This is a genomic window from Rhodanobacter sp. OK091, from assembly GCF_900142825.1.
Classification (GTDB): domain Bacteria; phylum Pseudomonadota; class Gammaproteobacteria; order Xanthomonadales; family Rhodanobacteraceae; genus Rhodanobacter.
The window spans coordinates 211,864-235,319 of sequence record NZ_FRCH01000004.1 but is presented as its reverse complement, the minus strand read 5'-3'; the positions used below and the strand labels follow the sequence as shown (position 1 = coordinate 235,319).

Sequence of the window (23,456 nt, the reverse complement as noted above, 5' to 3'; positions counted from 1 at the left end):
CGAGTGCCTTACCGTTCGTGGTAAAGAGCGTTCGCGCACAGGGTGCGCTCCTACATTCGTTTGACGATCCGGATTCAGCATGCCCTTTCTCGAACTTTCCCTCATCGTCCGCACCGAGCAGCAGCCCGGCACCGAAGAAGCGCTGGACGATCTCGGCGCCTTGTCAATCACGCTGCAGGACGCCAATGCCGAGACGCCGGACGAGCAGGCCATTTTCGAGCCCGGCGTCGGTGAATTGCCGCTGTGGCCGACGATCACGCTGAATGCGCTGTTCGACGCCGGCGCCGATCGGCGTGGTCTGGCCGAGGCGCTCGGCGAACTGCTGCCGTGGCTGGAGCCGGATCAGCTGACGTTTCGCGACGTCGCCGACCAGGACTGGGAACGCGCCTGGATGGACCAGTTCAAGCCGATGCCATTCGGACGGCGGCTGTGGATCTATCCGTGGAACATCGAGCCGCCCACGCACAATGAAAGTGGCGATGAAGAGCTGGTGGTCGTGCGGCTAGACCCCGGTCTCGCGTTCGGCAGCGGCACCCATCCCACCACCGCGTTGTGCCTGGAATGGCTGGATGCCCTGGACCTTGCCGGCAAGACGCTGACCGACTTCGGTTGCGGCTCCGGCATCCTGGCGATCGCCGCATTGAAGCTCGGCGCGGCCAGCGCGGTCGGCGTCGACAACGACCCGCAAGCACTCACTGCATCCATCGACAACGCCGAACGCAATGGCGTGGCGGATCGTCTCGCCGTGTTCCTTCCGCAAGATTTCAACGCTACGGCCGCTCCTGCCGACGTGTTCATCGCCAATATCCTCGCCGGCCCGCTCGGCGAACTGGCGCCGACGTTCGCTGCCGCCGCGAAGCCCGGCGCACCGTTCGCGATCTCCGGCATCCTGGTCGGCCAGCAGGACGAACTGCTGCAGCGCTACGCCGAATGGTTCGACGATTTGCGGGTGGATACGCGCGAAGACTGGGTCCGTATCAGCGGTCGCCGCCGCGGCTGAGACGGTTTCTCCGGCTTGCCGGCGCGACCACCCTGCTAAGCTTGCGGGACACCGATTCAAAACGGCCCGCATGTATACACAATGCCCCGAATGCCTGTCCGTGTTTTCACTGGACGCGCAGACGCTAGCGAAGGCGCACGGCCACGTCGTGTGCGGACATTGCGAGGCCAGCTTCGACAGTATCGCCACGCTCACCGATCAGCTGCCGCCCGAACCGTTTATCGAAATGGGGGTGAACGAGCCGGCGTTCGAACCACCCCGCGTCGACCTGGTGGTCTATCGGCCGCGACCCCATCCACCGATCGTCGTCCAGGACGAGGTGGTCGTGGCTGCCGAACCGGCTGCCGAGGATTTCTCGCAGCTGGTGTTCGCACCGCGCTTCGCCCGCGAACCGCGGGCGAAGCAGCCCAGGCGATCACACAAGCGCCCACATCGGCGACGCCTGCGTTCGTCCGGCGAGCGGCGCTGGCCGTGGCTTGTCGCATGCCTGCTGCTGTTGCTGCTGCTGGCCACCCAGCTAGCCTGGGCCGAACGCGACCCGTTGATCCGCAACCCCACCTTGGGCGGCTGGCTGCGCAGCAGCTGCGCCGTACTCGGCTGCGAGCTGCCTCTGGTCGCCGCGCCCCAGCAGTTACAACTGCTCGCCAGCAATGTGCAAGCGCATCCCAGTGTTGCCGGTGCGCTGATGATCAGCGCCAGCGTGCGCAACGACGCGGCCTTCGCGCAACCGTATCCGGTCCTGACGATCAGCTTGTCGGATGCGCAGGGTCGACGCATCGGGATGCGTCGGCTGCGGCCGCGCGAATACCTCGACGACAGCACGATTCTGCAGCACGGTCTGGCGCCCGGCGCTACCGCCGTGCTACTGCTGGAGCTCGAGGACCCGGGCGACAAAGCCGTGGCGTTTGAATTCAACTTCGAATAGAGCGACCCAGGGACTTAAAATTATCGGCCGGCACGGGTAGACTCGACCCCTCGCGCAGAATGCCGATCGTCATTCGAGACACGCCGCGACTTGCAACATCAGTCATAACCATAGGCGGCGGCCCGCACAGCGGCCGCTTCGTACGTGAGGGAAGATGCCCGTGAATGCCGTAAGACTGCCTGTCGTCGAGGCCGTAACACAGACCTCGTCGCAGAGTGCAGGCGCACATAACGCCGGCCCTCAAACTGGCCTGCACAACGCCGGCTCTTCGAGTGCGCTGAGCGAATGCGTCAGCCGTACGGTGCGACGCTATCTCGCCGACATCGGCGATACCGAATGCACCGAAGGTCTGCATGCGCTGGTGCTGCGCGAGGTCGAGCTGCCCTTGCTGCGCGAGGTGCTGGCCTTCCATGACGGCAACCAGAGCCGAGCGGCTACTGCGCTGGGCATCAACCGCGCCACCTTGCGCAAGAAGCTGGCCGCCCACGGCCTGCTGTAACTCTTAATCGAGGCCGCCCACCAAGGCCAGCCGTCAATCAGACGGCTATAATGAGCGGCTTTCCCCTCCTGGAAACCCGCTCATGTCCACCCCCCAGTTCGTCCCGGTCCGTCGCGCCCTGCTCAGCGTTTCCGACAAGACTGGCCTGATCGATCTGGGCCGACGTCTCGCCGCCAAGGGCATCGAGCTGCTTTCCACCGGCGGCAGCGCGAAGGCGCTGCGCGAAGCTGGCGTCGCGGTCACCGACGTCAGCGACATCACCGGTTTTCCCGAGATCATGGACGGCCGCGTGAAAACGCTGCACCCGAAAGTGCATGGCGGCCTGCTGGGTCGACGCGGCACCGACGACGCGGTGATGACCGAGCTGAGTATCGCGCCGATCGACCTGCTGGTGCTGAATCTGTATCCGTTCGAAAGCACGGTGGCAAAGCCGGATTGCACACTGGAAGACGCGATCGAGAACATCGACATCGGCGGCCCGGCGATGCTGCGTTCGGCAGCGAAGAACTGGAATGACGTCGGTGTGTTGACCTCGCCTGACCAATACGCAGATGCGCTGACCGAGATCGAACAGCATGGCGGCCTGAGCCGTAACACGCGCTTCAAACTCGCCGTCGCCGCGTTCAATAGCGTCGCCAGTTACGACGGCGCGATCAGCGATTATCTGTCCGGCCTCGAACTCAACGAGACACAAGACGCGATCGCAGGCCATGCCGCCTTCCCCGGCCAGGTCAACGGCCGCTTCGTGAAAGTGATGGACTTGCGCTACGGCGAGAACCCGCATCAGCAGGCCGCGTTCTACCGCGACCTGTATCCGGCACCCGGCACGCTGGCCACGTTCCGCCAGCTGCAGGGCAAGGAGCTGTCGTTCAACAACATCGCCGATGCCGATGCCGCGTGGGAGTGCGTGCGCAGCTTCGTCAAGCCGGCCTGCGTGATCGTCAAGCACGCCAACCCGTGCGGCGTGGCGGTGAGCCTGGACGGCATCGGCCATGCCTACGACCTCGCCTATCAGACCGATCCCACTTCGGCCTTCGGCGGCATCATCGCGTTCAACCGCGAGGTGGACGGCGCCACCGCACGGGCCATCGTCGAGCGCCAGTTCGTCGAGGTGGTGCTGGCGCCGGCCTATGCGGACGACGCGCTGAAGGCCTTCGCCAAGAAGGGCAACGTGCGCGTGCTGGTGATTCCGCTGCCGGCCGATGGCAGCCTGTTGCACGCCCATCCAGGCAACTATTCCAGGCGCGTTGGCTCCGGCCTGCTGATCCAGAGCGCCGACACCGGCATGATCGGCGTGGAGGACCTGAAGATCGTCACCCGCCGCGTACCGACCGAAGCGCAGATCCACGACCTGATCTTCGCCTGGAAGGTGGCCAAGTTCGTCAAGAGCAACGCGATCGTCTACGCCCGCGATCGCCAGACCATCGGCATCGGCGCCGGCCAGATGAGCCGCGTCTACAGCGCGAGGATCGCCGGCATCAAGGCGGCCGACGAGAAGCTCGAAGTACGCGGCTCGGTGATGGCGTCCGATGCGTTCTTCCCGTTCCGCGATGGCATCGACGCGGCGGCGGCGGCCGGCATCAGTGCGGTGATCCAGCCCGGCGGCTCGATGCGCGACAGCGAAGTGATCGCGGCCGCCGACGAGCACGACATGGCGATGGTGTTCACCGGCATGCGCCACTTCCGCCACTGAGGCATATGCAAACCATGTAGGAGCCCGCTTGCGGGCGATGCAGTTGCTCTGAATTTTTTCCACCATCAGAACAAGAGCATCGCCCGCTGGCGGACTCCTACACACGCCGTGGAAGTCTTTTGTTCCAGCATCGATGTCTTCGAACCGGAGACTGCCATGCGTTACGAGTTGTATTACTGGACGCGCATCCAGGGTCGCGGCGAGTTCGTGCGATTGGCGCTGGAAGATGCCGGCGCCGGCTACGCCGACGTGGCGCGTGAGAAAGGCGACGGCGTCATGGCGGCCTTTCTCGAGGGAGAACACGAAGGCGCGCGGCCATTCGCGCCGCCGTTCCTCAAGGCCGGCCGGCTGGTCATCGCGCAGACCGCTAACATCCTGCAGTACCTTGGTCCGCGACTCGGTCTGGCACCCGATAGCGAGTCCGGACGCATCTATGCGCATCAGCTGGAATTGACCATCAGCGACATCGTTGCCGAAGTGCACGATAGCCACCATCCGGTTGCCAGCGGGCTGTATTACGCAGACCAGAAGGCGGAAGCGAAGCGGCGCGCCGGCGACCTTCGCGAGACGCGAATGCCCAAATTCCTCGGTTACTTCGAGAACGTGCTGCAGCGTGGCGGCGGTCGCCACCCCTTGCGTCAACACTCCTACGTCGATCTGTCGCTGTTCCAGCTAATGAGTGGACTGGACTACGCATTTCCGCACGCGATGCGCCGGTTGTCGCCCAAGCTGCCGCAACTCACCGCGCTCAGACAGCGGGTGGCCGAGCGCCCGAACATCGCCGCCTACCTCGAGTCCCCACGCCGGCTGGCGTTCAACGAGGACGGCATCTTCCGCCACTATCCGGAACTGGACGATCCGGCGTAGCCGTCGTCAGAACAATGCAATCACCATCGCGCCGGCCACGATCAGGCCGCCGCCGATCAGCAACGGCAGGCTCGGTTTTTCGCCGAGGAAAAGCAGCGCCAGTACGATCGCAATCGCCACGCTGAGCTTGTCGATCGGTGCCACCTTGCTCACCGGGCCCAGTTGCAGCGCGCGGTAGTAGCACAGCCAGGACAGGCCGGTGGCGATGCCGGACAGCACCAGGAACAGCCAGCTGTGCAGCGGCAGCCCGGTGGGTTTGACCCATTCCTGGCGCAGGCTGAGGATGCCGGCGGTGACGATCAGGATCACGATGGTGCGGATGAAGGTGGCGAGGTTGGAGTTGATGCCGACCACACCGAGCTTGCCGAACAAGGCGGTCAGCGCCGCGAACAGCGCCGAGCCCAACGCAAACAGCAGCCAGCTTTCACGCAGTTGCATCGCCTTGCTCTCCGTTCGATATCGATACGGTGTTGCCTCGGCACGTTGCGCCGATGGCGGCGTTCAACGCCAGGCTCAGTGCCCGTTGTCGCTGGGCGTTGCCCCGCTCGACTCCTCGGCGGGCGGCTTCGCCTTGCCCCACTCGAGCACCTTGTACATCACCGGCCCCACCGGCTTCTGGCCGTGTTCATCGACCAGCCGGCCCTGGGGATCGACCATGTAGGTCTGTTCGATGCCGTTCTTGGGCGTCACAACCACCATATAGACGCGGCCATTGCGGCTGTATTCCTGGATGCTGTTGTCGCCTTCCTGGCGTACCTTGATCTCGGGCAGCGACTTGTCGCGCCCGGCATGGGCGGTACCGTCGTCCTGCATCGCGGGCAATGCCTGCGGCTTCAGGTCCAGTGGTCGATGGGCCGACGTGGCGTGGGCCGAGCGGGGTTTGGCGGCAGGCTTGGTGGCGGGTTTCGCTGCCGGCGTCACGGCCTGCACGCCCGGATCATTGATTCCGGGCGGCGGCGGTACATTGGCCGAGGGAGACGACTGCGCGGATACGTTCGATACCAGCAGATGGGAAGCGAACAGGACGCTGGCGGCAACCAGCAAGGTGGCGGTTTTCATGGCGGCAACCTCGATCGGGGAGCTGAGCATAACAGCGCACCGGCCGACCTTCCGTGAAGCGCGACGTTTCGCGCACGCATGCGAGAATGGTGGGGTGTGCTGACCTATGCGAAGCAGGCCGCGTCGCCCTGCCGTGGTCGTCAGGTGGTGGTGCGAAGTGCAGGCCATGCTCATCGCATGGCCAAACTGCGCGCCGCCGCATGGCGGCCACGGCAGGGCAAGCCGAAGGGCCGGGTCTGTTTGCTGGCAGTCCTGCGTCATCATTCGGTCGTGTATCGACATACACTCCCTCACTCTTCCTTGTCCCGCCGGCAAACAGCTCCCGGCGCGACCTGCTTCGCATAGGTCAGCACACTCGATGCCCAAATTAATCCTGATCGACGGCTCCTCCTACCTGTACCGCGCATTCCATGCGTTGCCGCCTTTGAGCAACGCGCACGGCGAGCCGACCGGCGCGCTGTTCGGCGTGGTCAACATGCTGCGTGCCACGCTGAAGGCCAAGCCGGAATATCTGGCTTTCGTCAGCGACGCGCCTGGCCCGACCTTCCGTGACGCGCTGTATGCCCAATACAAGGCGCACCGCCCGCCGATGCCGGACGACCTGCGCGCGCAGGTCGAGCCGATGCTGGCGATCGTCGCCGCGCTCGGCTTTCCTATCCTGCGCGTGCCCGGCGTGGAGGCCGATGACGTGATCGGCACGCTGGCCGTGCAGGCCCAGGCGCTGGGCATCGAGGTACTGGTGTCCACCGGCGACAAGGACATGGCGCAACTGGTGAGCCCGCACGTCACCCTGGTCAACACCATGAGCAACACGGTGATGGACAGCGACGGCGTGATGGAGAAATTCGGCGTACGGCCGGAGCAGATCATCGATTTCCTCGCCCTCACCGGTGACACCGTCGACAACGTGCCCGGCGTGCCCAAATGCGGGCCCAAGACCGCCGCCAAGTGGCTGGCCGAGTACAGCACGCTGGACGGCGTCATCGCGAACGCCGACAAGATTGGCGGCAAGATCGGGGAAAGCCTGCGCGAGGCACTGCCCCGACTGCCGTTGTCGCGCGAGCTGGTGACGATCAAGGTCGACGTGCCGCTGGAGTTCGGCCCTACCGACCTGGCCCAGCGCGACGCCGACACCGCGCAGCTGCGCGAGTTGTACACCCGCTACGAGTTCAAGGCGGCGTTGAAGGAGCTGGATGGCGCGGCATCCACCGGTGGGAGCGACTTCAGTCGCGATGCTCTGGCTCCGGCGACGACGGAAAGCATCGCGACTGAAGTCGCTCCCACAGCGGCGACGGACTTCTCATTCGCCGGCGAGTACGAACTGGTCGCCACCCAGCCGCAATTCGACGCCTGGCTGGAAAAACTGCAGCAGGCGGAGCTGATCGCGTTCGATACCGAGACCACCAGCATCGACGCGATGCGCGCGGACATCGTCGGCATCAGCTTGGCGGTGGAAGCGGGCAAGGCCTGTTACATCCCGCTGGGCCACGATTATCCCGGCGCACCTCCTCAGCTCGATCGCGACGCGGTGCTGCACGCGCTGAAGCCGATCTTCGAGGATCCGACCCGCCCGAAACTCGGCCAGCACGCGAAATACGACATCAACATCTTGTCGAACTACGGCATCGTCGTGCAGGGCTTGAAGCACGACTCGATGCTTGAATCCTACGTGTGGAACGCCACCGCCACGCGCCACGACATGGACTCGCTGGCGAAGAAGTACCTGGGCTACGAGACGGTCAAGTACGAGCAAGTCGCCGGCAAGGGCGCCAAGCAGATCTCGTTCTCGCAGGTGGATCTGGATACCGCCTGCCGCTACGCCGCCGAGGACGCCGACATCACCTTGCGCCTGCACCTTGCGCTATGGCCCAAGCTCGAGGGTGTGCCGGCGTTGCGCAAGGTCTACGAGGACATCGAGATCCCGCTGGTGCCGGTGCTGGCCGGAATGGAGCAGCGCGGCGTGCTGATCGACGGCGACGAATTGCGCCGGCAGAGCCAGCAACTGGGCAAGCGCATGCTGGAACTGCAGCAGCAGTCGTACCTACTGGCCGGGCACGAATTCAACCTCGATTCGCCCAAGCAGTTGCAGGCGGTGCTGTTCGACGAGCTCGGCCTGCAGGCGAAACTGAAGACGCCGACCGGTCAGCCATCCACCAACGAGGAAGCGCTGGAAGCCATCGCCGATACGCACGAACTGCCGCGGATGATCCTCGACTACCGCGGCCTGGCCAAGCTGCGCTCGACCTACACCGACAAGCTGTCGGGCATCGTCAATCCACGCACCGGCCGCGTGCACACCAGCTATCACCAGGGCTCGGTGGCGACGGGGCGGATCTCCTCGTCCGATCCGAACCTGCAGAACATCCCGGTACGCACCGAAGAAGGCCGGCGCATCCGTCAGGCGTTCATCGCACCGCCGGGATGGAAAATTCTCGCGGCGGACTATTCGCAGATCGAGCTGCGCATCATGGCTCATCTGTCCGGCGACGAAGGCCTGCTGCGCGCGTTCCATGCCGGCGGCGACGTGCATCGCGCCACCGCCGCGGAAGTGTTCGGCGTGCCGCCGGAAGACATCACCACCAACCAGCGCCGCGCCGCCAAGGCGATCAACTTCGGCCTGATGTACGGCATGAGCGCCTTCGGGCTGGCGCGTCAGCTCGGCGTCGACCGTGGCGAGGCGGGCGATTACATGGGCCGCTATTTCTCGCGCTATCCCGGCGTGCGCGCATTCATGGATGCCACGCGCGAACAGGCCCATCGCGACGGCTATGTCGAAACCATCTTCGGCCGCCGGCTGTACCTGGAAAACCTCACCTCGCGCAATCAAGGCCTACGCCAGGGCGCCGAGCGCGCTGCGGTGAACGCACCGATGCAAGGCAGCGCGGCCGACATCATCAAGCGCGCGATGATCGCGGTGGCCGGCTGGCTGAAGGGTCGCGACGACGCCCACATGCTGATGCAGGTGCACGATGAACTGGTGTTCGAGGTGCGTGCGGACGCGATCGACGAAGTGCGCGCCGCGGTGATCGAACGAATGTCCGGCGCCGCGGAACTGGCGGTGCCGCTGCTGGTCGATGTCGGTGTGGGCGCGAATTGGGACGAAGCGCACTGAGGCCGCTGTTCGCCCCATTACGCGTTAAGTTTCCGTCAGATGAACCCGCAATAAATTTTTTTGCCGGAACTTGAAACTTTCCCGCCGAATCCGCATCAAAGTCATCGGATGCACGCAACGGCATCCATGGCTGGCTCACCTCCCTGAGCCGCCACGGACGCGAACCTCTCCCCTGGGTCCCTCGCGTCCGCCCGGCCCTGAAGGTTCCCCCTAACCTTCAGGGCCTTTTTTTGCCCGCCGTCCGGCCTGCATTTTGGCCTGTACTTTTTGTGCACATCGACAGTCGGCATACTCAAACCCTCGAGCCACATCCACCAAGGGGAAACATCCATGCGCGCAGGACTGATCATCGTCGGCATCATCTTGCTGGTGGCCGGCATCTGGGTCGTCTCCGGCCACGCCAGTTATCAGGACACCGATACGCTGCTGCAAGTCGGCTCGGCCAAAATAACCGCCACTCATGACAAGGGCGTCCCTCAATGGATCGGCATCGCCGGCATCGCGGTCGGTGGCCTGCTGACGCTCGGCGGCTTCATGAAAAAGGGTTGAGCCACACCGAAACCCCCAGAAAACCGCCGCCTCCGCGGCGGTTTTCGTTTGCGGCCCGCTACAATTGACGCGATGGATGTCTCGTACCTGATCGACCCGCTCAACGAAGCCCAGCGCGAAGCCGTCTGCGCCCCGCCCGGCCACTACTTGGTGCTGGCCGGCGCCGGTTCCGGGAAGACCCGCGTGCTCACTCACCGCATCGGCTGGCTGACCCAGGCCGAACGGGTGCCGCCGTGGGCCGTTCTCGCCGTCACTTTCACCAACAAGGCTGCCGGCGAAATGCGCGCGCGGCTGGAAGCGCTGATTCCCGGTGGCACTCAGGGTCTCACCGTCGGCACCTTTCACGGCATCGCGCATCGCCTGTTGCGCCGACACTGGCGCGAGGCGGGCCTGCCGGAAACCTTCCAGATCCTCGACGCCGACGACCAGCTGCGCCTAGTCAAGCGGGTGGTGGCCGGGCTGGGGCTGGACGATGCGAAATTTCCGCCGCGGCAAGCCAGCTGGCAGATCAACAACTGGAAGGACGAGGGCAAACGGCCGGACAGCATCGAGCATCGCGATCATCCGGTCACGCATACGTTTGTAAACATCTACAAAGCCTATGAGGACGCCTGTCGCCGCGCCGGCCTGGTCGATTTCGCCGAGCTGCTGCTGCGCGCGCACGAGCTATGGCTGAAGAATCCCGCCGTGCTGGAGTACTACCAGCAGCGCTGGCGCTACCTGCTGATCGACGAATTCCAGGACACCAACACGCTGCAGTACGCGTGGATCCGCGTGCTCGCCGGCGCGACCGGCCAGGTCTTCGTGGTCGGCGACGACGATCAGGCGATCTACGGCTGGCGCGGCGCGAAAGTGGAGAACGTGCAGCAGTTCCTGCGCGACTTCCCGGGTGCCCGCACGATCAAGCTGGAACAGAACTACCGCTCCACCTCGACCATCCTGAAGGTCGCCAACAGCGTGATCCAGCGCAACGGCAGCCGTCTCGGCAAGCAGCTGTGGACGGCGGGCGAGGACGGCGAGCGCATCGCGCTGTACGCCGCGTACAACGAGCAGGACGAGGCGCGTTTCGTGATCGAGCGCATTCGCGAATACATCAGCGAGCACGGCTACGCGAAGGATTGCGCGATCCTGTATCGCTCGAACGCGCAATCACGCAACTTCGAAGAACAGCTGACCCAGCGCAACATCAAGTACCGCGTCTACGGCGGTCAGCGCTTCTTCGACCGCGCCGAGGTCAAGGATGCGCTGGCCTATCTGCGGCTTACCGCGAATCGCCATGACGACGCGGCGTTCGAGCGCGCCGTGAACACGCCGCCGCGCGGCATCGGCGATCGCACGCTGGATGCGCTGCGTCGCAGCGCGCGCAGCGAGAACACCTCGATGTGGGAGGCCGTGCTGTCCGAGCTGAGCAGCGGCAGCGAGCTGGCCGGCCGCGCGAAGAATGCGGTGAAGGCGTTCCTTACGTTGATCGATGAGATGGCCAGGACTTTTTCTTCATTGAACCTCGCCGAACAGATCGACCACGCGATCACCCATACCGGCCTGCGCGACTTCTACGAGAAGGACTCGCGCGGCAATGCCGAGTCGCGGGTGGAGAACCTGGACGAACTGGTCAACGTCGCCAGCCGCTTCGAGCGCACCGCCGAGGACATCGACGCCGGCCTCGGCGAATTGTCGGCCTTCCTGTCGCATGCCGCCCTGGAAGCGGGCGATAACCAGGGCGAGGCATGGGACGACTGCGTGCAGCTGATGACACTGCATTCGGCCAAGGGACTGGAATTTCCGGTGGTGTTCCTGGTCGGTATGGAGGAAGGTCTGTTCCCCAGCCAACGCTCGGTCGACGACGAGGGACGGCTGGAAGAAGAGCGCCGGCTCGCCTACGTCGGCATTACCCGCGCCCGCGAAAAGCTCATCGTCACCCATGCCGAATCGCGGCGCATGCACGGCACCGAGATGCTGGCGCGACCATCGCGCTTCCTCGGCGAAATGCCGCCCGAATTGATCGACGAAGTACGCCCGCGCGTGCAGGTCACCCGCCCGCTCTACGCCGGTCGCTCCATCGAAATATCGCCGTCGCTGGAAGAAACCCTGCCGGTGAAGCTGGGCCAGCGGGTCAGTCATCCCAGCTTCGGCGAAGGCGTGGTGATCAGCGCCGAAGGCAGCGGAGCGCACACGCGGCTGCAAGTTAACTTCGAAGCGGCTGGCAGCAAATGGCTGGTGGCGGCGTATGCGAATCTGACGCCGCTTTAAGTCTGCGTTGGCTGGTTGGCCGAAGAATCGAGCGGCTCATTCCCACGAAAATTCCGACGCGCTCCGGGAATCGGGAATGGGGATCAACGCGCAGGAGTAACGCGATACCGTCCGTCGTCGTACGTTACCGGCATCCACGCGTAGCGCAACGCGTTTCCGGCGCTGCCCTCGGCAGGAGCTATCGCCATTTCCATAGCGTATTCGCGCAAGGTCCGACCCAGCGTTGGATCGGGAACAGCGTCGAGCAGGAAGACGTTGGCCACCGATCCATCGGGCTTGAACGCGATCAAATAATCGGCAAAACCGGCGCGCGGCGCGAAGCGGGCATCTGGCGCGACGTACGCCTTGGCTTTCGGAAAGGGGTGAAGGTTCTCCCCCGTGAACTTGCTTTCGGTGCCCGCCCGGATTTCTGCGTCATGCAAGGCGATGAAACTGTCCACGTCGCGCATGATCTCAGGTATCGCCGATCTTCCCAGCTTGTCGAGGATCCGCTGCACCAGCTCTGCCGCGTAGCCGTCATGCGGGCGGCCGTTCTTCGGCAGCAGCAGTGCGTAGTGGCCGTATATCTGGGCCCAATTCATCGCCTCACGATATTGATGCGTAGCGAACTTGATCTCAGCCGTCTTGGCCATCCCCAGGACACTGCCATGCATGGCGGCGTTGCTCAGGTAAAGGCTGGCCTTATCCAGATCCTGCTGCACGAGTGATCCGGATGCACGCCGCCCCATATAGTAAAGAGAGCCGAGAAGGTACAAGTCATGTTGGTCGCCAGTCTGTGCTTCCTGCTCGATCTGCGACAACGCCTGCTGACGCCCGATGAGCGGAACATGTTCATCCAGCACCTGCGCCCATGCGGCGTTCAACGCGGTTCTACTCGACGTCGCGGCCGGACTTTGGGTGTCGGCCGCTGCCGTTGCGTTGCTGCAGAGAATCAGCAGCATCGCGAAACCTATCGCGAGGATGCGCGGATGTACGTCTCTCATCTTGCCGTCTCCTTCCGTTGGTCGGGTCGTGAGATGGAAGCATCGCCCTATCGCGCCATCTCAGCCGAGGCACGTCGCCACTGTCGGAGCACCCACATGGATTGTCAACGGAGGATCGGAAGCAGATGCAGCGGTGGCGCTATGACACCTCAAGCTGAGCCTACCCACGCAACCGCGGCACACCATGCTGGTCGCGCTCCTCGATCGCGATGGGCTGCGTGTCGGGTTGGCCGGCTTGCGCGCGCTGCGCCAACGGGGTGATCACCCCGCCGCGACCGAAGGCCAACGCATTGCGATAGCAGCGTTGCGCCTGTTCCGCATCGCCTTGTCCGGCAAATGTATCGCCCAGCGCTTCCCATGCAGCCATGCTCGGCGTCAGCGCGAGCGAGCGTTCGAGGTGTTGGCGTGCCTTGCCCCACAGCTTGAGCCGCACGCACATGCGACCCAACGTGAGCAGCAAATTGGCGTCGTTCGGATGTGCATCGAGCCAGCTTTCGGCGCGACGCAGGCGCGCTTCGATGTCGTCGCCAGCCAGCGTGCCGTAGGTTTCGATCAGCAACGGCGACCACTCTCGGCGCAGCGCCGACTCGACCTCATCCATCGCCGGCAGGGTCAGGCCGAACGAGGCCGCGCGGCGGGCGTACGCGTCGATCACCGCGGGCACCCGGCGCTGCGCCTTCGGCAGCTGCGACCACAGCGTGTTGAGGCTGGCACCATCGGGCGCGGCGTTGATCGTCGCGGTGAGCACGCTGGCTTCCAGTGCGGCGTAGGCGCGGCTGCCGAGTGCGCCGCTCTTCTGCAAGGGATCCAGCGCTTCGCGGGCACGCCGGATATCGCCTTGGGCCAATGCCGCCAGCGCCAACTCGCGCCAGCCACCCGGCGTCAACGTGCCCTTGTCGGACTCGGGGGTCAGCAACGCCAGCGCTTCGGCCGGCTTGCCTTCGCGACGCAGCAGGCGGGCACGCAGCACGCGGGCAGCCTGTGGCGCGGACTGCGATGCCTGGTTCAAGGCTTCCAGCGCGCGACCGTGTTCGCCGCGGCGCGAGGCGGCTTCGGCGGCAGCCAGCAGGGCCGGTCCGCGCAAGCTGTCCAGACGCGAAGCGCGATTGAGATCTCGCTCGGCGTCGCCGTGGCGACCTTCGATCAACGCGATCAGGCCAGCGCCCATGCGCTGTTGGCTGAGCCGCCGATGCCGGCGCGAGAACGCGCCGAACGGCCAGCGCAGCAGACGCCACGACGCGACAAGCAGTGCCCATGCCACCAGCAGGATCAGAACCGCCGCAACCAGCGTGGTTTCGACCCGCCACCCGCGCAGGCGCAGCAGCACATAGCCGGGATCGTCCGCTACCCAGTGCCAGCCGAACGCGGCCAGCGCAGCGACGATCACCAGCAGCAGGATCCAGCGCCACACCTTCATGGCCGGGCTCCGCCCGCCCGCGCAGCGCTGCTTGCCGTGGCCGGTGCGGCGCTGGCCGTGGCCGGGCTGAGCGCATGCACGGCGCGCAGGTTGCGCAGTTCGGTCAGTGCGGCGCCAAGCTGCACCGGTGAACTGGTCGGTAGCTGCCTGGCCAGTTCGGCGAGCGTCCGGTGCGCCTGCTGCACCGCGGGCGCAGTGCCGTCGAACTGGGCCGACAAGCTGCTGTCCACGCGCTGCAGTGCGGCTGCATAGTCCTTGCTTTCGTAGGCCAGCAACGCGGCCTGCGCCTGGGCCAGATCGAGCGCCGCCAGTTCACGTGCGAAGCGCGCATCGGCCACCGAAAGCGGCGCGCCGTTGTCGCGCTGCACGCTGACCACACTGGCCAACGCACGACCGATGCGCGACCACGCGTCCTGTGCCTGTGCCGTATCCGGCGAATTGAGCGGTTTCAGCGGCAGGCTGTCGAGGGCGCCGCGCAGCTCGACCAACTGCTGCAGCGCGCTGGCCTGAGTGGCCGGCTGACTTTTTGCCAGGGCCTCGCGTTCGGCGCCGATACTTTGGCGCAGCCCGCTGAACGCGGCATCGTTGACCGCGGCCAGGGTCTGGTCGGCCAGCGCATACGCGGCGGCGGCGCCCTGTGCATCGTGGAACAGGGTGTAGCGTTCGCTGGCCATGCGCAGCAGCGATTCGGTTTCGTCCAGCAGCATCGCGTCGTGACCGGACAGGCTCTTCTCGGCCAGCTTCGCCACCGCGTCTTCGAGATTGCGTGTGCGCTCGGCCTGGCCGAGCAGTTCCTCGCGTAGCGAACGGTTGACCGCTGCCGCGTCGCTGAGGCGCTGATTGAGGCTGCTGCGTTCACTGTTGACGCCGGCCAAGCTGGTTTCCAGACCACCGACGCGTGTATTCAGATCCATTGCTGTCAGCATGAATGCATGGACGCTCTGCGTCTGAACAAATTGCTGCCAGCCGACGTAACCGGCAACCCCTAGTGCGATCAGCGATAACAACACCGCCAGTGCCAGACTGCCGCCACCGTGCGGTCGCGGCGCGGGCTTCGGGGTCGCAGCCCGTGCCGGGCGGGTCGACGACGGATCGACCGGCGCGGCATCCATCGTCGCGCGGTCGGGACGGGCGCCCTCGGGCGCGGCGGGCTCGTTCGGCTTGTCTACGTTGCTCATGCGCACATGCTAGCAGCCCATACGGCCGCGTTCGTAGCTCGATGGCGTGAAGAATCAGCGCACGCGCCGCGCCGCATCCAGCATATCGGCCGACAATGCCGAAGCGGCCAGCACGACGCGATTGAATCCGGCGGCGCAGGCGATAGCCACCAGCCGCTCACTGCTGACCACCATGGTGGCCGCGCACAACCGCGCCCATGCCGGTGGCGGCAACAGCTGCTGCAGATTCTGCAGCGCTTCGGCGCTGGACAGCAGCACCCGCGCCGACGTCGGCAACTGCTGCAATGCGTCGACATGGCGGCGAGTCAGTCGCGGCAGTACCCGCCGATACACATGCAGCTCGCGCAGTTGCGCACCTCGTGCGGCGAGCTGGTCGCGCAATACGCCGCGACCGCCGGGCGCGCCGATCAGGGCAACCCGGCAACCGCGCAAATCCTGCAAAGCGGGATGCTCCAGCAGTCCTTCGCTGTCCTGCCGCGAGGGTGCGAGTGGCGCGTCGACGCCATATCGCCGCAATGCCCGCGCCGTACCCCGGCCCACCGCCAGCACTGTGGCCACTGTTTGCAATGGCGCCAGTGCCGCAGCGTGGCGCACCGCCGCGGGACTGGTGAACACCAGCAACTCGTCCCGCAGTGCCGTGTGCAGACCGGCGCGCGCGACGGACTCGTCGACCGCGCCGCGCAAGGCCAGTCCTGGCAGCAGCAACGGCACGCCACCCAGGGCGCGCACCCGGCGCGCCAACGCAGTGGCGGTGCCGGCGGGGCGGGTGATCACCACGATCCGGCCGTCCAGACCCTCGTTGCCCACTGGAGATTGTCGCTGCATCCGCGCACCGCATCCGCTCGCTGCCATGGCCGCAGTGTACCGGCCGCTTTACACTGGGAGGTCTTTCCTTCCCCGCGGACCCCCTCATCAACGTGAGCACTACCCACGACACCACCGACCAGGCACAACAGCTGATCCAGTTCATCCGCGATGAGATGCCGCTGGCCCATGCGATGGACGTGCAGCTGATCCACAGCGACGACGACATGCTGAGCCTGCTGGCGCCGCTGGCGCCGAACGTCAACGACAAGGGCTGCGCGTTCGGCGGCAGCCTGGTCAGCCTCATGACTCTGAGCGGCTGGGCGCTGGTGGAAATGGCGTTGCGCCGGTACGGCCATGACTGCGACGTGTTCGTCGCCGAATCCAGCGTGCGCTACCTGTCGCCGATGTGGCAGGACTTCCGCAGCGAGGCGCGGCTGGCCGCCGACGCGAGCTGGACCACCTTCTTCAACACGCTGACCACGCGCGGCCGGGCGCGCATCGAAGTCGCCTGCGTGGTGCCGGGCGATCACGGCAAACCCGCCGCCACCTTGAGCGCACGGTTCGTGGCCAAGCGGCGCGATTGAGGCAGAATGGACCGGTATCCATCGGGAAGAGACCATCCATGCGCCGCCTACTGAGCATCCTCGCCGTGCTGTCCGTGCTGTCGCTGGCTGGCTGCGCCACCAAGACCCGCAGCGACGCGCTGACCACCACGCTGAACGCCTACGGCAGCACGCTGCGCTGGGGTGATTTCCAGAGTGCGGCGCAGTTCATCGAACCCACCGCCCGCGCCGCCCATCCATTGAGCAAGCTGGATCTGGCGCGCTACCAGCAGGTGCGGGTGACCGAGTACGACGCCGGCGCGGGCCCGGTGCCCACCGGCGACTTCGACGTGCAGCAGACGGCGCAGATCAGCCTGGTCAACGTCCACACCCAGTCCGAACGCACCATTGTCGACCACCAGAGCTGGCACTACGACGAAAAGACCAAGCACTGGTGGTTGACCAGCGGCCTGCCGGATATCACGCAGGACTGAGCCGGCCACGGCGGCCGCGCCGTACCCGTATAATCGCCGGTTTACCCGTATCGGCGCAGCCAACGCGCCTGTGGACCGACGATGAACGACATCCTGCGCAAGCTGCCCGAATTTATCGGCAATCACACGGCCCTTGCGGCCTTGTTCGTGATCCTGCTGGTGGCCCTGGTCGCCACGCAGATCATGGAGCTCTTCAGCAAGACCAAGGAACTGACTCCGGCCGGACTGACCGGGCTGATCAACCGCGACAATCCGCTGCTGATCGACCTGTCCTCGTTAGCCGATTTCGAGAAGATGCACGTACCCGGCGCGAAACACGTGGCGATGAGCCAGTTCGATCCGGAGAAGAAGGAGCTGGCCAAGGCGAAGGATTTGCCGGTCGTGGTGATGGACAAGGACGGCCACGGCAATTCGGCCAAGGCCGCGCAACGGCTGGTCAAGGCCGGCTTCGAGAAGGTCTACACCCTGGGTGGCGGCGTGCTGGCGTGGCACGCGGCGCAGCTGCCGGTTGCCAAAGGCAATAAGTAGCAGGAAAGAGTGGAGAGGAGTGAGAAAAGAGAGAAGCGCCTGAACAGCCGCACTGTCCACTCGTTTCTCACTCCTCTCCACTCACTTCTCTAACTGTCGTGGATGCCCGCGCGCGCCGCCATGATCTGCGCCAGCACATCCGGCGCGTACTCGAACGAGTCGTAATACAGCCGCTCTTCCGGCAGACCAGCATCAAGGAACAACGGGTGGGCGGCGTCGATCATCGCCGGCGGCCCGCTCATGTACAGGTCGTGGCCGGACAGGTCGGGCTGATCGGCCAGCACTGCCTCATGCACCAGCCCTGTGCGCAGGCCTGCGGCCTGCTCCGGCTCGGACACCACCGCATGGAACTGCAGGTTGGGCAATTCGCGCGCCCAGCGTTCGGCTAGTGCACGCATATACAGATCCGCCGCCGTGCGCGCGCCCCAATACAACTGCATCGGCCGGCGCGTGCCCAGCGCGATGAAGTGCTCGACGATCGCCTTGACCGGCGCGAAGCCGGTACCGCCGGCCATGAACAGCATCGGCCGCTCGGAATCCTCGCGCGGCACAAAGGTGCCCAGCGGTCCCTCGATGCGCAGATGATCACCCACCTCCAAGGCATCGTTGACCCACGAGGTGAAGCCCCCACCGGCCACGTGGCGCACGTGCAGCTCGATCATGCCGTCCGCCTGCGGGCCGTTGGCGATCGAGAACGGCCGGCGCTTGCCGTCCTCCAGCAGCACGTCCACATATTGCCCGGGCAGCCGGTTGAGCCGGCGCTCGCCGTGCGCGGGCAGCAGGCGCACGCCGGTCACGTCCGACGCCAGCCGCCATTTGTCGGTGACCACCATGCCGAGCTGGCGCCGCGCGATGTCCTCCACCGAGGTCACCTCGCGCGCCTCCAGCAACAGGTCGCTGGTCGGCACCGCCTGGCACAGCAGCACCGCATGATGGGCCAGCGCGCTGGCGCTCAGCGCCAGCGGCGGATTGCGCGGGTACTCGCAATGACCTTGCAGCAAAGTAGCCTTGCAGCTGCCGCAGACGCCGGCGCGACAGGAATACGGCAAGGCCACGCCTGCCCGTTGCGCCGCTTCCAGCACGGTTTCGCCGTCAGCCACCGAAAACTGGCGGTCCGAGGATTTGAGGGTAACGGTATGCACCAGGCGCATTGTCGTTGCGATCGTAGCGGACAACAATGCGGGCACGACCTGCAGGAATCAACGATGAGCCTCTGGAAACAATCTACCGACCTCGCGCGCATCAATGCGTGGAGCGCCAACACCATGATGGAAACGCTGGGCATCCGCATCACCGCGATCGGCGACGACTGGCTGGCCGGCACCATGCCGGTCGACCATCGCACCCATCAGCCATACGGCCTGTTGCATGGCGGCGCCTCGGTAGTGCTGGCCGAAACGCTGGGCAGCACCGCCGCGATGCTTACGCTCGATCCCGAAAAAGAACTGGCGGTCGGGCTAGACATCAACGCCAACCACATCCGAGGCGTGCGCAGCGGCACCGTCACCGGCACGGCGCGGATGCTGCACCTTGGCCGCACCACCCAGGTGTGGGAGATCCGCATCGAGAACGAGGACGGCGCGCTGGTATGCATCTCGCGCATCACCATGGCGGTGATTGCCGCACGTACCGTGGGACTACGTTGAGTAACGACACGCCCTACGCCTCCCTAACGCCCGACCTGGTGCTCGACGCCGTTGCTGCCTGCGAGCTGTGGCCCGACGGCCGCCTGTTGGCATTGAACAGTTACGAGAACCGCGTGTGGCAGGTCGGCCTGGAAGAGACGGCGCCGGTGATCGCGAAGTTCTACCGGCCCGGTCGCTGGAGCGACGCGGCCATCGTCGAGGAACACAGCTTCGCGCAGGAACTGGCCGATGCCGAACTGCCGGTAGTCGCGCCGCTCGTGTTCGGTGGTCATACGCTGCTATTGCACGACGGCTTTCGCTACGCGCTGACGCCACGCCGCGGCGGCCGCGCGCCTGAGCTTGAGGCGGTCGATCAGCTGCAATGGCTGGGCCGGCTGATCGCGCGCATGCATGGGGTCGGCGCGCGTACGCCCTTCGTCCATCGCGGCCGGCTCGATCGCGACACGATGGTGCGGCAGCCAATGCAGGCCGTGCTCGACTCCACCCTGCTGCCGGCGTCGCTGCAGACGAACTACCGCGCGGCGGCGACACGGCTCGATGCCGCCATCGGCGCCCGCCTGGAAGCGATCGGCCCGGTACCGCAACTGCGCCTGCACGGCGATTGCCATCCGGGCAATGTGTTGTGGACCGATGCCGGCCCGCACTTCGTCGACTTCGACGACGCGCGAACCGGCCCGGCCGTGCAGGATCTGTGGATGCTGGCCAACGACGAACGTGCGATGGACGCCGTGCTCGAGGGTTATCGGCAATTCCGCCATTTCGACGACGGCGAGCTGGCGCTGATCCCGGCCTTGCGCGCGATGCGCCAGCTGCACTACGCCGGCTGGATCGCGGCGCGCTGGCATGACCCAGCCTTCCCCGCCGCGTTTCCGTTCGTCGCCGAATCACGCTGGTGGGAGCAGCACCTTGCCGATCTGCACGAGCTGGCCGACGAACTCGAATAACGATCGGCAGCGTCGATGCGGCATTCGCACACACCGGACCCGCAGAAACTTTCATCCGCGCAGCCAAGCAGGCATGCTTGGCCGGATATCCTGTGCGAGCGCCCTTCATGAAGCGATCCAAGACCGCCGCCCTGCTGTTGATGAGCACGGTTCCGCTGCTGCTTAGCGCCTGCGATCGCAGCGAAGGTGCGGCACGCGAGGGTGTGTACACTTCGGTCGAGACCTGCGTGGCGCAGACCAACGACCGCAGCACCTGCCAGCAGGCGTTCGACAAGGCGCAGAAGGACGCCGCAGCCACCGCACCGCGTTTCGCCAATCGCGAAGCATGCGAAGCCAGCTACGGAAAAGAGCAGTGCGCGGAGCGCAATGACGGCGCCAGCCATTCGTTCTTCGGCCCGCTGATGACCGGTTTCTTCCTGTCGCAGATGTTGCGCAATGGTTCGCCGATGAGTGGGTTCAACAGTTCGCCTGCGTTCCGCGACAGCAACGGGGGCTGGCAACAGCCGGCCCCCGGCGGTGCCGGTGTCTATCGCGGCGGGGCCGGCAGCGCGATGGTGCCGATCAACGCCACGGCCGATCATGCGGTCACCACCAGCCGTTCCGGCTTCGGCACGTCCGGCAGCAGTCGCGGCTTCGGCAGCTGATGCGCCGCATTGCATTGGCCGAGCGTACCGATTGGCGCAGCAAAGCCGCCGAGTGTGGCTTCGGTTTCCATACCATCGACGATGCACCGTACTGGGATGAATCCGCCTACTACGCGTTCAGCCTGCGTGAGATCGAGCACGACGTCGAAGCACCCAGCGAAGAACTGCATGCGATGGCGCTCGATCTGCTCGACGGCATCGTCGTCGACGAACAGCAGCTGCGCCAGCTGGCGATTCCCGAGCCCTATTGGGACTGGATCGCGCAGAGCTGGCGCGAGCGCCAGCCGCATCTGTACGGCCGCATGGATTTTGCCTACGACGGCAGCGGCCCGGCGAAACTCTATGAGCTGAACTACGACACGCCGACCTCGCTGTACGAGGCCGCGTTCTTCCAGTGGCAATGGCTGGAGGATCAGCTCGCGCGCGGCCAGCTGCCGGCCGGAAGCGACCAGTTCAACTCGATCTACGAATCGCTGGTGGAAGCATTCGGCACGATCGCGCGCCGGTTGCCACGGCCGTTTCATTTCGCCGCGGTACGCGACTCGGCGGAAGACCAGGGCACCATCGCCTATCTGCGCGACTGTGCGCTGCAGGCCGGTATCGACTGCGGCACGCTGGCGATCGAAGACATCGGCGTGTCGGCTGATGGCCGTTTCACCGATCTGGACGACCGGGTAATCGGCTCGTTGTTCAAGCTGTACCCGCTGGAAGACATGTTCCGCGAAGCATTCGGTGCGTACCTGCCGCGCTCCGGCCTGCTGCTGATCGAGCCGCCGTGGAAGGCACTGCTCAGCAACAAGGGCATCTTGCCGCTGTTGTGGGACGCCCACCGCGGCCATCCGAATCTGCTGGCGGCCGAATTTGATGACGGCGGTGAACTGCCGCGCGGCTGGGTGCGCAAGCCGCTGCATTCGCGCGAGGGCGCGAACGTCGCGATGCACTTGGACGATGGCCGCGAGTTGCACACCGCAGGCCCGTACGGCGACGGTCCGTGCATCCGCCAGGCCTGCCATCCGCTGACCGGCTTCGACGGCCATTACCCGCTGATCGGCAGCTGGATCGTCGGCGACCGCGCCTGCGGCATCGGCATTCGCGAGGACAATTCGCTGATCACCCGCGACAGCGCCCGCTTCGTACCGCACGCGATCGTCGAGGAAGCACGCGGCGTGCTGATCGCCTGAGTCGCGTTGCCGCGTGCCGACGACATCGGCGTGAAAGATCACGACGCTCTGCGCAGATGGCATCGGTCCCGCTCGGCTAAGCTTGTGCTTTTTGAGCGAGGCCACACGTGCGCAACATTCTCTTCCGCCTGATCGGCATCCTCGAAATCGCCGGTGGCTTCTATGGCGTGGCAGCGATGCTGCATCGGCTTTTGCCGTTCGGCGCCCACGACAGTCTGATCGCGCTGATCGGTCTGGTGTTGTACGGCTTCGTGCTGGCCGCCGGGGTTCAGTTGATGACCGGCAGCGAGCACGGCGTGCGTATGTCGGCCTGGGCGCAGTTGCTGCAGCTGCCGCTGGTCGCGTTTCCGGTCTTCAGCTATGCGCTGCACTGCGGCGCCTTCGTGAATGTGTTCGCCACGTTGCAGGCCGCGCCGCGGCTCAGCATCGACTGGCACTTCGGCTCGCAGGGCTTCGTGCTGGCGGTGGCCGGCCCGGCCGTCTCACGACTCGGCATCAACCTGCTGGCACTGCTGTCGTGGCTGGCGCTGCGCTTGCGTTGATCGACTGCGAAAGGCTCATTTAGCCCTGAGAATGGCCATGGCAAAGGCCTGGCGGGCTGTCCCGCCATCATCGGAGCAGCGGAACCTGAATGTTCTATGTTGCTTTGCAGCAAATTTGTGCCCGAACGGATAAGCTGTAGTCGGTATCGTTAGCCAAGGCGGACCCGCCATGAGCCAGCCGACAATGACTTTCCGCACCCGCAAATGGGTGAAGCCGGAAGACCTCAATCCCAACGGCGCCCTGTTCGGCGGCAGCTTGCTGCGCTGGATCGACGAGGAAGCGGCCGTTTACGTGATCAACCAGCTGGGCAACGCCCGGGTGGTCACAAAGTACATGTCCGAAATCAATTTCGTCAGCTCGGCGCGCGAGGGCGACATCATCGAGATGGGCATCCGCGCCACGCATTTCGGGCGCACCTCGATCACCTTGCGCTGCGAAGTGCGCAACGTGATCACTCACAAGAGCATCCTGACCATCGACAAGATCGTGTTCGTCAACATGGGCGCCGGCGACATGCCGCTACCGCATGGACGCACGGAACCGATAGCCGAGGAGGCTTCGGCGCTGACCCAGCTGGAGTGATGCCATGCGGGCG

Annotated in this window: 24 protein-coding genes; 17 read left to right on the top strand and 7 right to left on the bottom strand. The window is 65.4% G+C overall.

Annotation, left to right across the window (positions count from 1 at the left end):
• Positions 1-79 precede the first annotated feature (79 nt).
• The 5 genes from prmA (at position 80) to BUA26_RS17565 (ending at position 4,984) form a co-directional block, all read left to right on the top strand.
• Positions 80-1,000, top strand: a complete 921-nt coding sequence (gene prmA, locus BUA26_RS17585) for a 50S ribosomal protein L11 methyltransferase (protein ID WP_072762178.1) — start codon at positions 80-82, stop codon at positions 998-1,000.
• A gap of 70 nt (positions 1,001-1,070) precedes the next feature.
• Complete coding sequence (locus BUA26_RS17580) at positions 1,071-1,925, top strand: zinc-ribbon and DUF3426 domain-containing protein (RefSeq protein ID WP_072762177.1); 855 nt, start codon at positions 1,071-1,073, stop codon at positions 1,923-1,925.
• 154 nt (positions 1,926-2,079) lie between these two features.
• Positions 2,080-2,424 (top strand): helix-turn-helix domain-containing protein, encoded by a 345-nt coding sequence (locus tag BUA26_RS17575; RefSeq protein ID WP_072762176.1) that lies wholly within the window; start codon positions 2,080-2,082, stop codon positions 2,422-2,424.
• Positions 2,425-2,506: 82 nt separating this feature from the next.
• Entirely contained in the window at positions 2,507-4,117 is a 1,611-nt protein-coding gene (gene purH, locus BUA26_RS17570) for a bifunctional phosphoribosylaminoimidazolecarboxamide formyltransferase/IMP cyclohydrolase (RefSeq protein ID WP_072762175.1), read from the top strand.
• A gap of 156 nt (positions 4,118-4,273) precedes the next feature.
• A complete protein-coding gene (locus BUA26_RS17565; RefSeq protein WP_072762262.1) occupies positions 4,274-4,984 on the top strand; it encodes a glutathione S-transferase in 711 nt (236 codons plus the stop codon).
• Between the two features lie 6 nt (positions 4,985-4,990).
• Here the strand turns inward: BUA26_RS17565 and BUA26_RS17560 are convergent, their stop codons facing one another.
• Positions 4,991-5,422: an EamA family transporter gene (locus BUA26_RS17560; RefSeq protein WP_072762174.1), complete on the bottom strand. Its 432-nt coding sequence runs from the start codon at positions 5,420-5,422 to the stop codon at positions 4,991-4,993.
• Positions 5,423-5,497: 75 nt separating this feature from the next.
• Complete coding sequence (locus tag BUA26_RS17555; RefSeq protein WP_072762261.1) at positions 5,498-6,043, bottom strand: DUF2782 domain-containing protein; 546 nt, start codon at positions 6,041-6,043, stop codon at positions 5,498-5,500.
• 358 nt (positions 6,044-6,401) lie between these two features.
• Between BUA26_RS17555 and polA the strand changes: the two genes are divergently transcribed.
• The 3 genes from polA (at position 6,402) to uvrD (ending at position 11,954) form a co-directional block, all read left to right on the top strand.
• Entirely contained in the window at positions 6,402-9,155 is a 2,754-nt protein-coding gene (gene polA / locus BUA26_RS17550) for a DNA polymerase I (protein ID WP_072762173.1), read from the top strand.
• Positions 9,156-9,485: 330 nt separating this feature from the next.
• On the top strand, positions 9,486-9,704 hold the full coding sequence (locus BUA26_RS17540) for a hypothetical protein (RefSeq protein WP_072762171.1): 219 nt from the start codon (positions 9,486-9,488) through the stop codon (positions 9,702-9,704).
• A 72-nt stretch (positions 9,705-9,776) separates the two neighbouring features.
• The gene (gene uvrD, locus BUA26_RS17535) at positions 9,777-11,954 is read left to right on the top strand and encodes a DNA helicase II (RefSeq protein ID WP_072762170.1); all 2,178 of its coding nucleotides are present in this window, start codon (positions 9,777-9,779) and stop codon (positions 11,952-11,954) included.
• A gap of 83 nt (positions 11,955-12,037) precedes the next feature.
• Here the strand turns inward: uvrD and BUA26_RS17530 are convergent, their stop codons facing one another.
• The 4 genes from BUA26_RS17530 to BUA26_RS17515 form a co-directional block, all read right to left on the bottom strand.
• Positions 12,038-12,895, bottom strand: coding sequence for a hypothetical protein (locus BUA26_RS17530; RefSeq protein WP_072762169.1), 858 nt, complete (start codon positions 12,893-12,895; stop codon positions 12,038-12,040).
• A 202-nt stretch (positions 12,896-13,097) separates the two neighbouring features.
• Positions 13,098-14,354 carry a heme biosynthesis HemY N-terminal domain-containing protein gene (locus tag BUA26_RS17525; protein ID WP_072762168.1) on the bottom strand — a complete coding sequence of 419 codons (1,257 nt, stop codon included), beginning with the start codon at positions 14,352-14,354 and terminating at the stop codon, positions 13,098-13,100.
• The gene (locus BUA26_RS17520) at positions 14,351-15,532 is read right to left on the bottom strand and encodes a uroporphyrinogen-III C-methyltransferase (protein ID WP_072762167.1); all 1,182 of its coding nucleotides are present in this window, start codon (positions 15,530-15,532) and stop codon (positions 14,351-14,353) included. The genes BUA26_RS17525 and BUA26_RS17520 overlap by 4 nt, the downstream gene beginning before the upstream one ends.
• 54 nt (positions 15,533-15,586) lie before the next feature.
• A complete protein-coding gene (locus BUA26_RS17515) occupies positions 15,587-16,357 on the bottom strand; it encodes a uroporphyrinogen-III synthase (RefSeq protein WP_072762166.1) in 771 nt (256 codons plus the stop codon).
• A gap of 92 nt (positions 16,358-16,449) precedes the next feature.
• Here BUA26_RS17515 and BUA26_RS17510 point away from each other — a divergent pair, with 92 nt between their 5' ends.
• The 3 genes from BUA26_RS17510 (at position 16,450) to BUA26_RS17500 (ending at position 17,903) form a co-directional block, all read left to right on the top strand.
• Positions 16,450-16,923 carry a YiiD C-terminal domain-containing protein gene (locus tag BUA26_RS17510; RefSeq protein ID WP_072762165.1) on the top strand — a complete coding sequence of 158 codons (474 nt, stop codon included), beginning with the start codon at positions 16,450-16,452 and terminating at the stop codon, positions 16,921-16,923.
• Positions 16,924-16,961: 38 nt separating this feature from the next.
• On the top strand, positions 16,962-17,375 hold the full coding sequence (locus BUA26_RS17505) for a hypothetical protein (protein WP_072762164.1): 414 nt from the start codon (positions 16,962-16,964) through the stop codon (positions 17,373-17,375).
• Between the two features lie 81 nt (positions 17,376-17,456).
• A complete protein-coding gene (locus BUA26_RS17500; protein WP_072762163.1) occupies positions 17,457-17,903 on the top strand; it encodes a rhodanese-like domain-containing protein in 447 nt (148 codons plus the stop codon).
• An 89-nt stretch (positions 17,904-17,992) separates the two neighbouring features.
• On the opposite strand, the gene BUA26_RS17495 is transcribed toward BUA26_RS17500, so the two are convergent.
• On the bottom strand, positions 17,993-19,045 hold the full coding sequence (locus BUA26_RS17495; RefSeq protein WP_255368407.1) for a 2Fe-2S iron-sulfur cluster-binding protein: 1,053 nt from the start codon (positions 19,043-19,045) through the stop codon (positions 17,993-17,995).
• A 63-nt stretch (positions 19,046-19,108) separates the two neighbouring features.
• Here BUA26_RS17495 and BUA26_RS17490 point away from each other — a divergent pair, with 63 nt between their 5' ends.
• The 6 genes from BUA26_RS17490 to BUA26_RS17465 all read left to right on the top strand — a co-directional run bounded on the left by BUA26_RS17490 (position 19,109) and on the right by BUA26_RS17465 (position 23,443).
• Positions 19,109-19,549, top strand: coding sequence for a hotdog fold thioesterase (locus BUA26_RS17490; RefSeq protein ID WP_072762161.1), 441 nt, complete (start codon positions 19,109-19,111; stop codon positions 19,547-19,549).
• Positions 19,546-20,493 (top strand): serine/threonine protein kinase, encoded by a 948-nt coding sequence (locus BUA26_RS17485; RefSeq protein WP_072762160.1) that lies wholly within the window; start codon positions 19,546-19,548, stop codon positions 20,491-20,493. Before BUA26_RS17490 ends, BUA26_RS17485 begins: the two co-directional genes overlap by 4 nt.
• Before the next feature lie 107 nt (positions 20,494-20,600).
• Positions 20,601-21,137 (top strand): DUF1190 domain-containing protein, encoded by a 537-nt coding sequence (locus BUA26_RS17480; protein ID WP_072762159.1) that lies wholly within the window; start codon positions 20,601-20,603, stop codon positions 21,135-21,137.
• The gene (locus BUA26_RS17475) at positions 21,137-22,318 is read left to right on the top strand and encodes a glutathionylspermidine synthase family protein (RefSeq protein ID WP_072762158.1); all 1,182 of its coding nucleotides are present in this window, start codon (positions 21,137-21,139) and stop codon (positions 22,316-22,318) included. The genes BUA26_RS17480 and BUA26_RS17475 overlap by 1 nt, the downstream gene beginning before the upstream one ends.
• A gap of 107 nt (positions 22,319-22,425) precedes the next feature.
• Positions 22,426-22,860 (top strand): hypothetical protein, encoded by a 435-nt coding sequence (locus BUA26_RS17470; protein ID WP_072762157.1) that lies wholly within the window; start codon positions 22,426-22,428, stop codon positions 22,858-22,860.
• Between the two features lie 169 nt (positions 22,861-23,029).
• Entirely contained in the window at positions 23,030-23,443 is a 414-nt protein-coding gene (locus BUA26_RS17465) for an acyl-CoA thioesterase (protein WP_218587856.1), read from the top strand.
• The last annotated feature ends 13 nt before the right edge of the window (positions 23,444-23,456 follow it).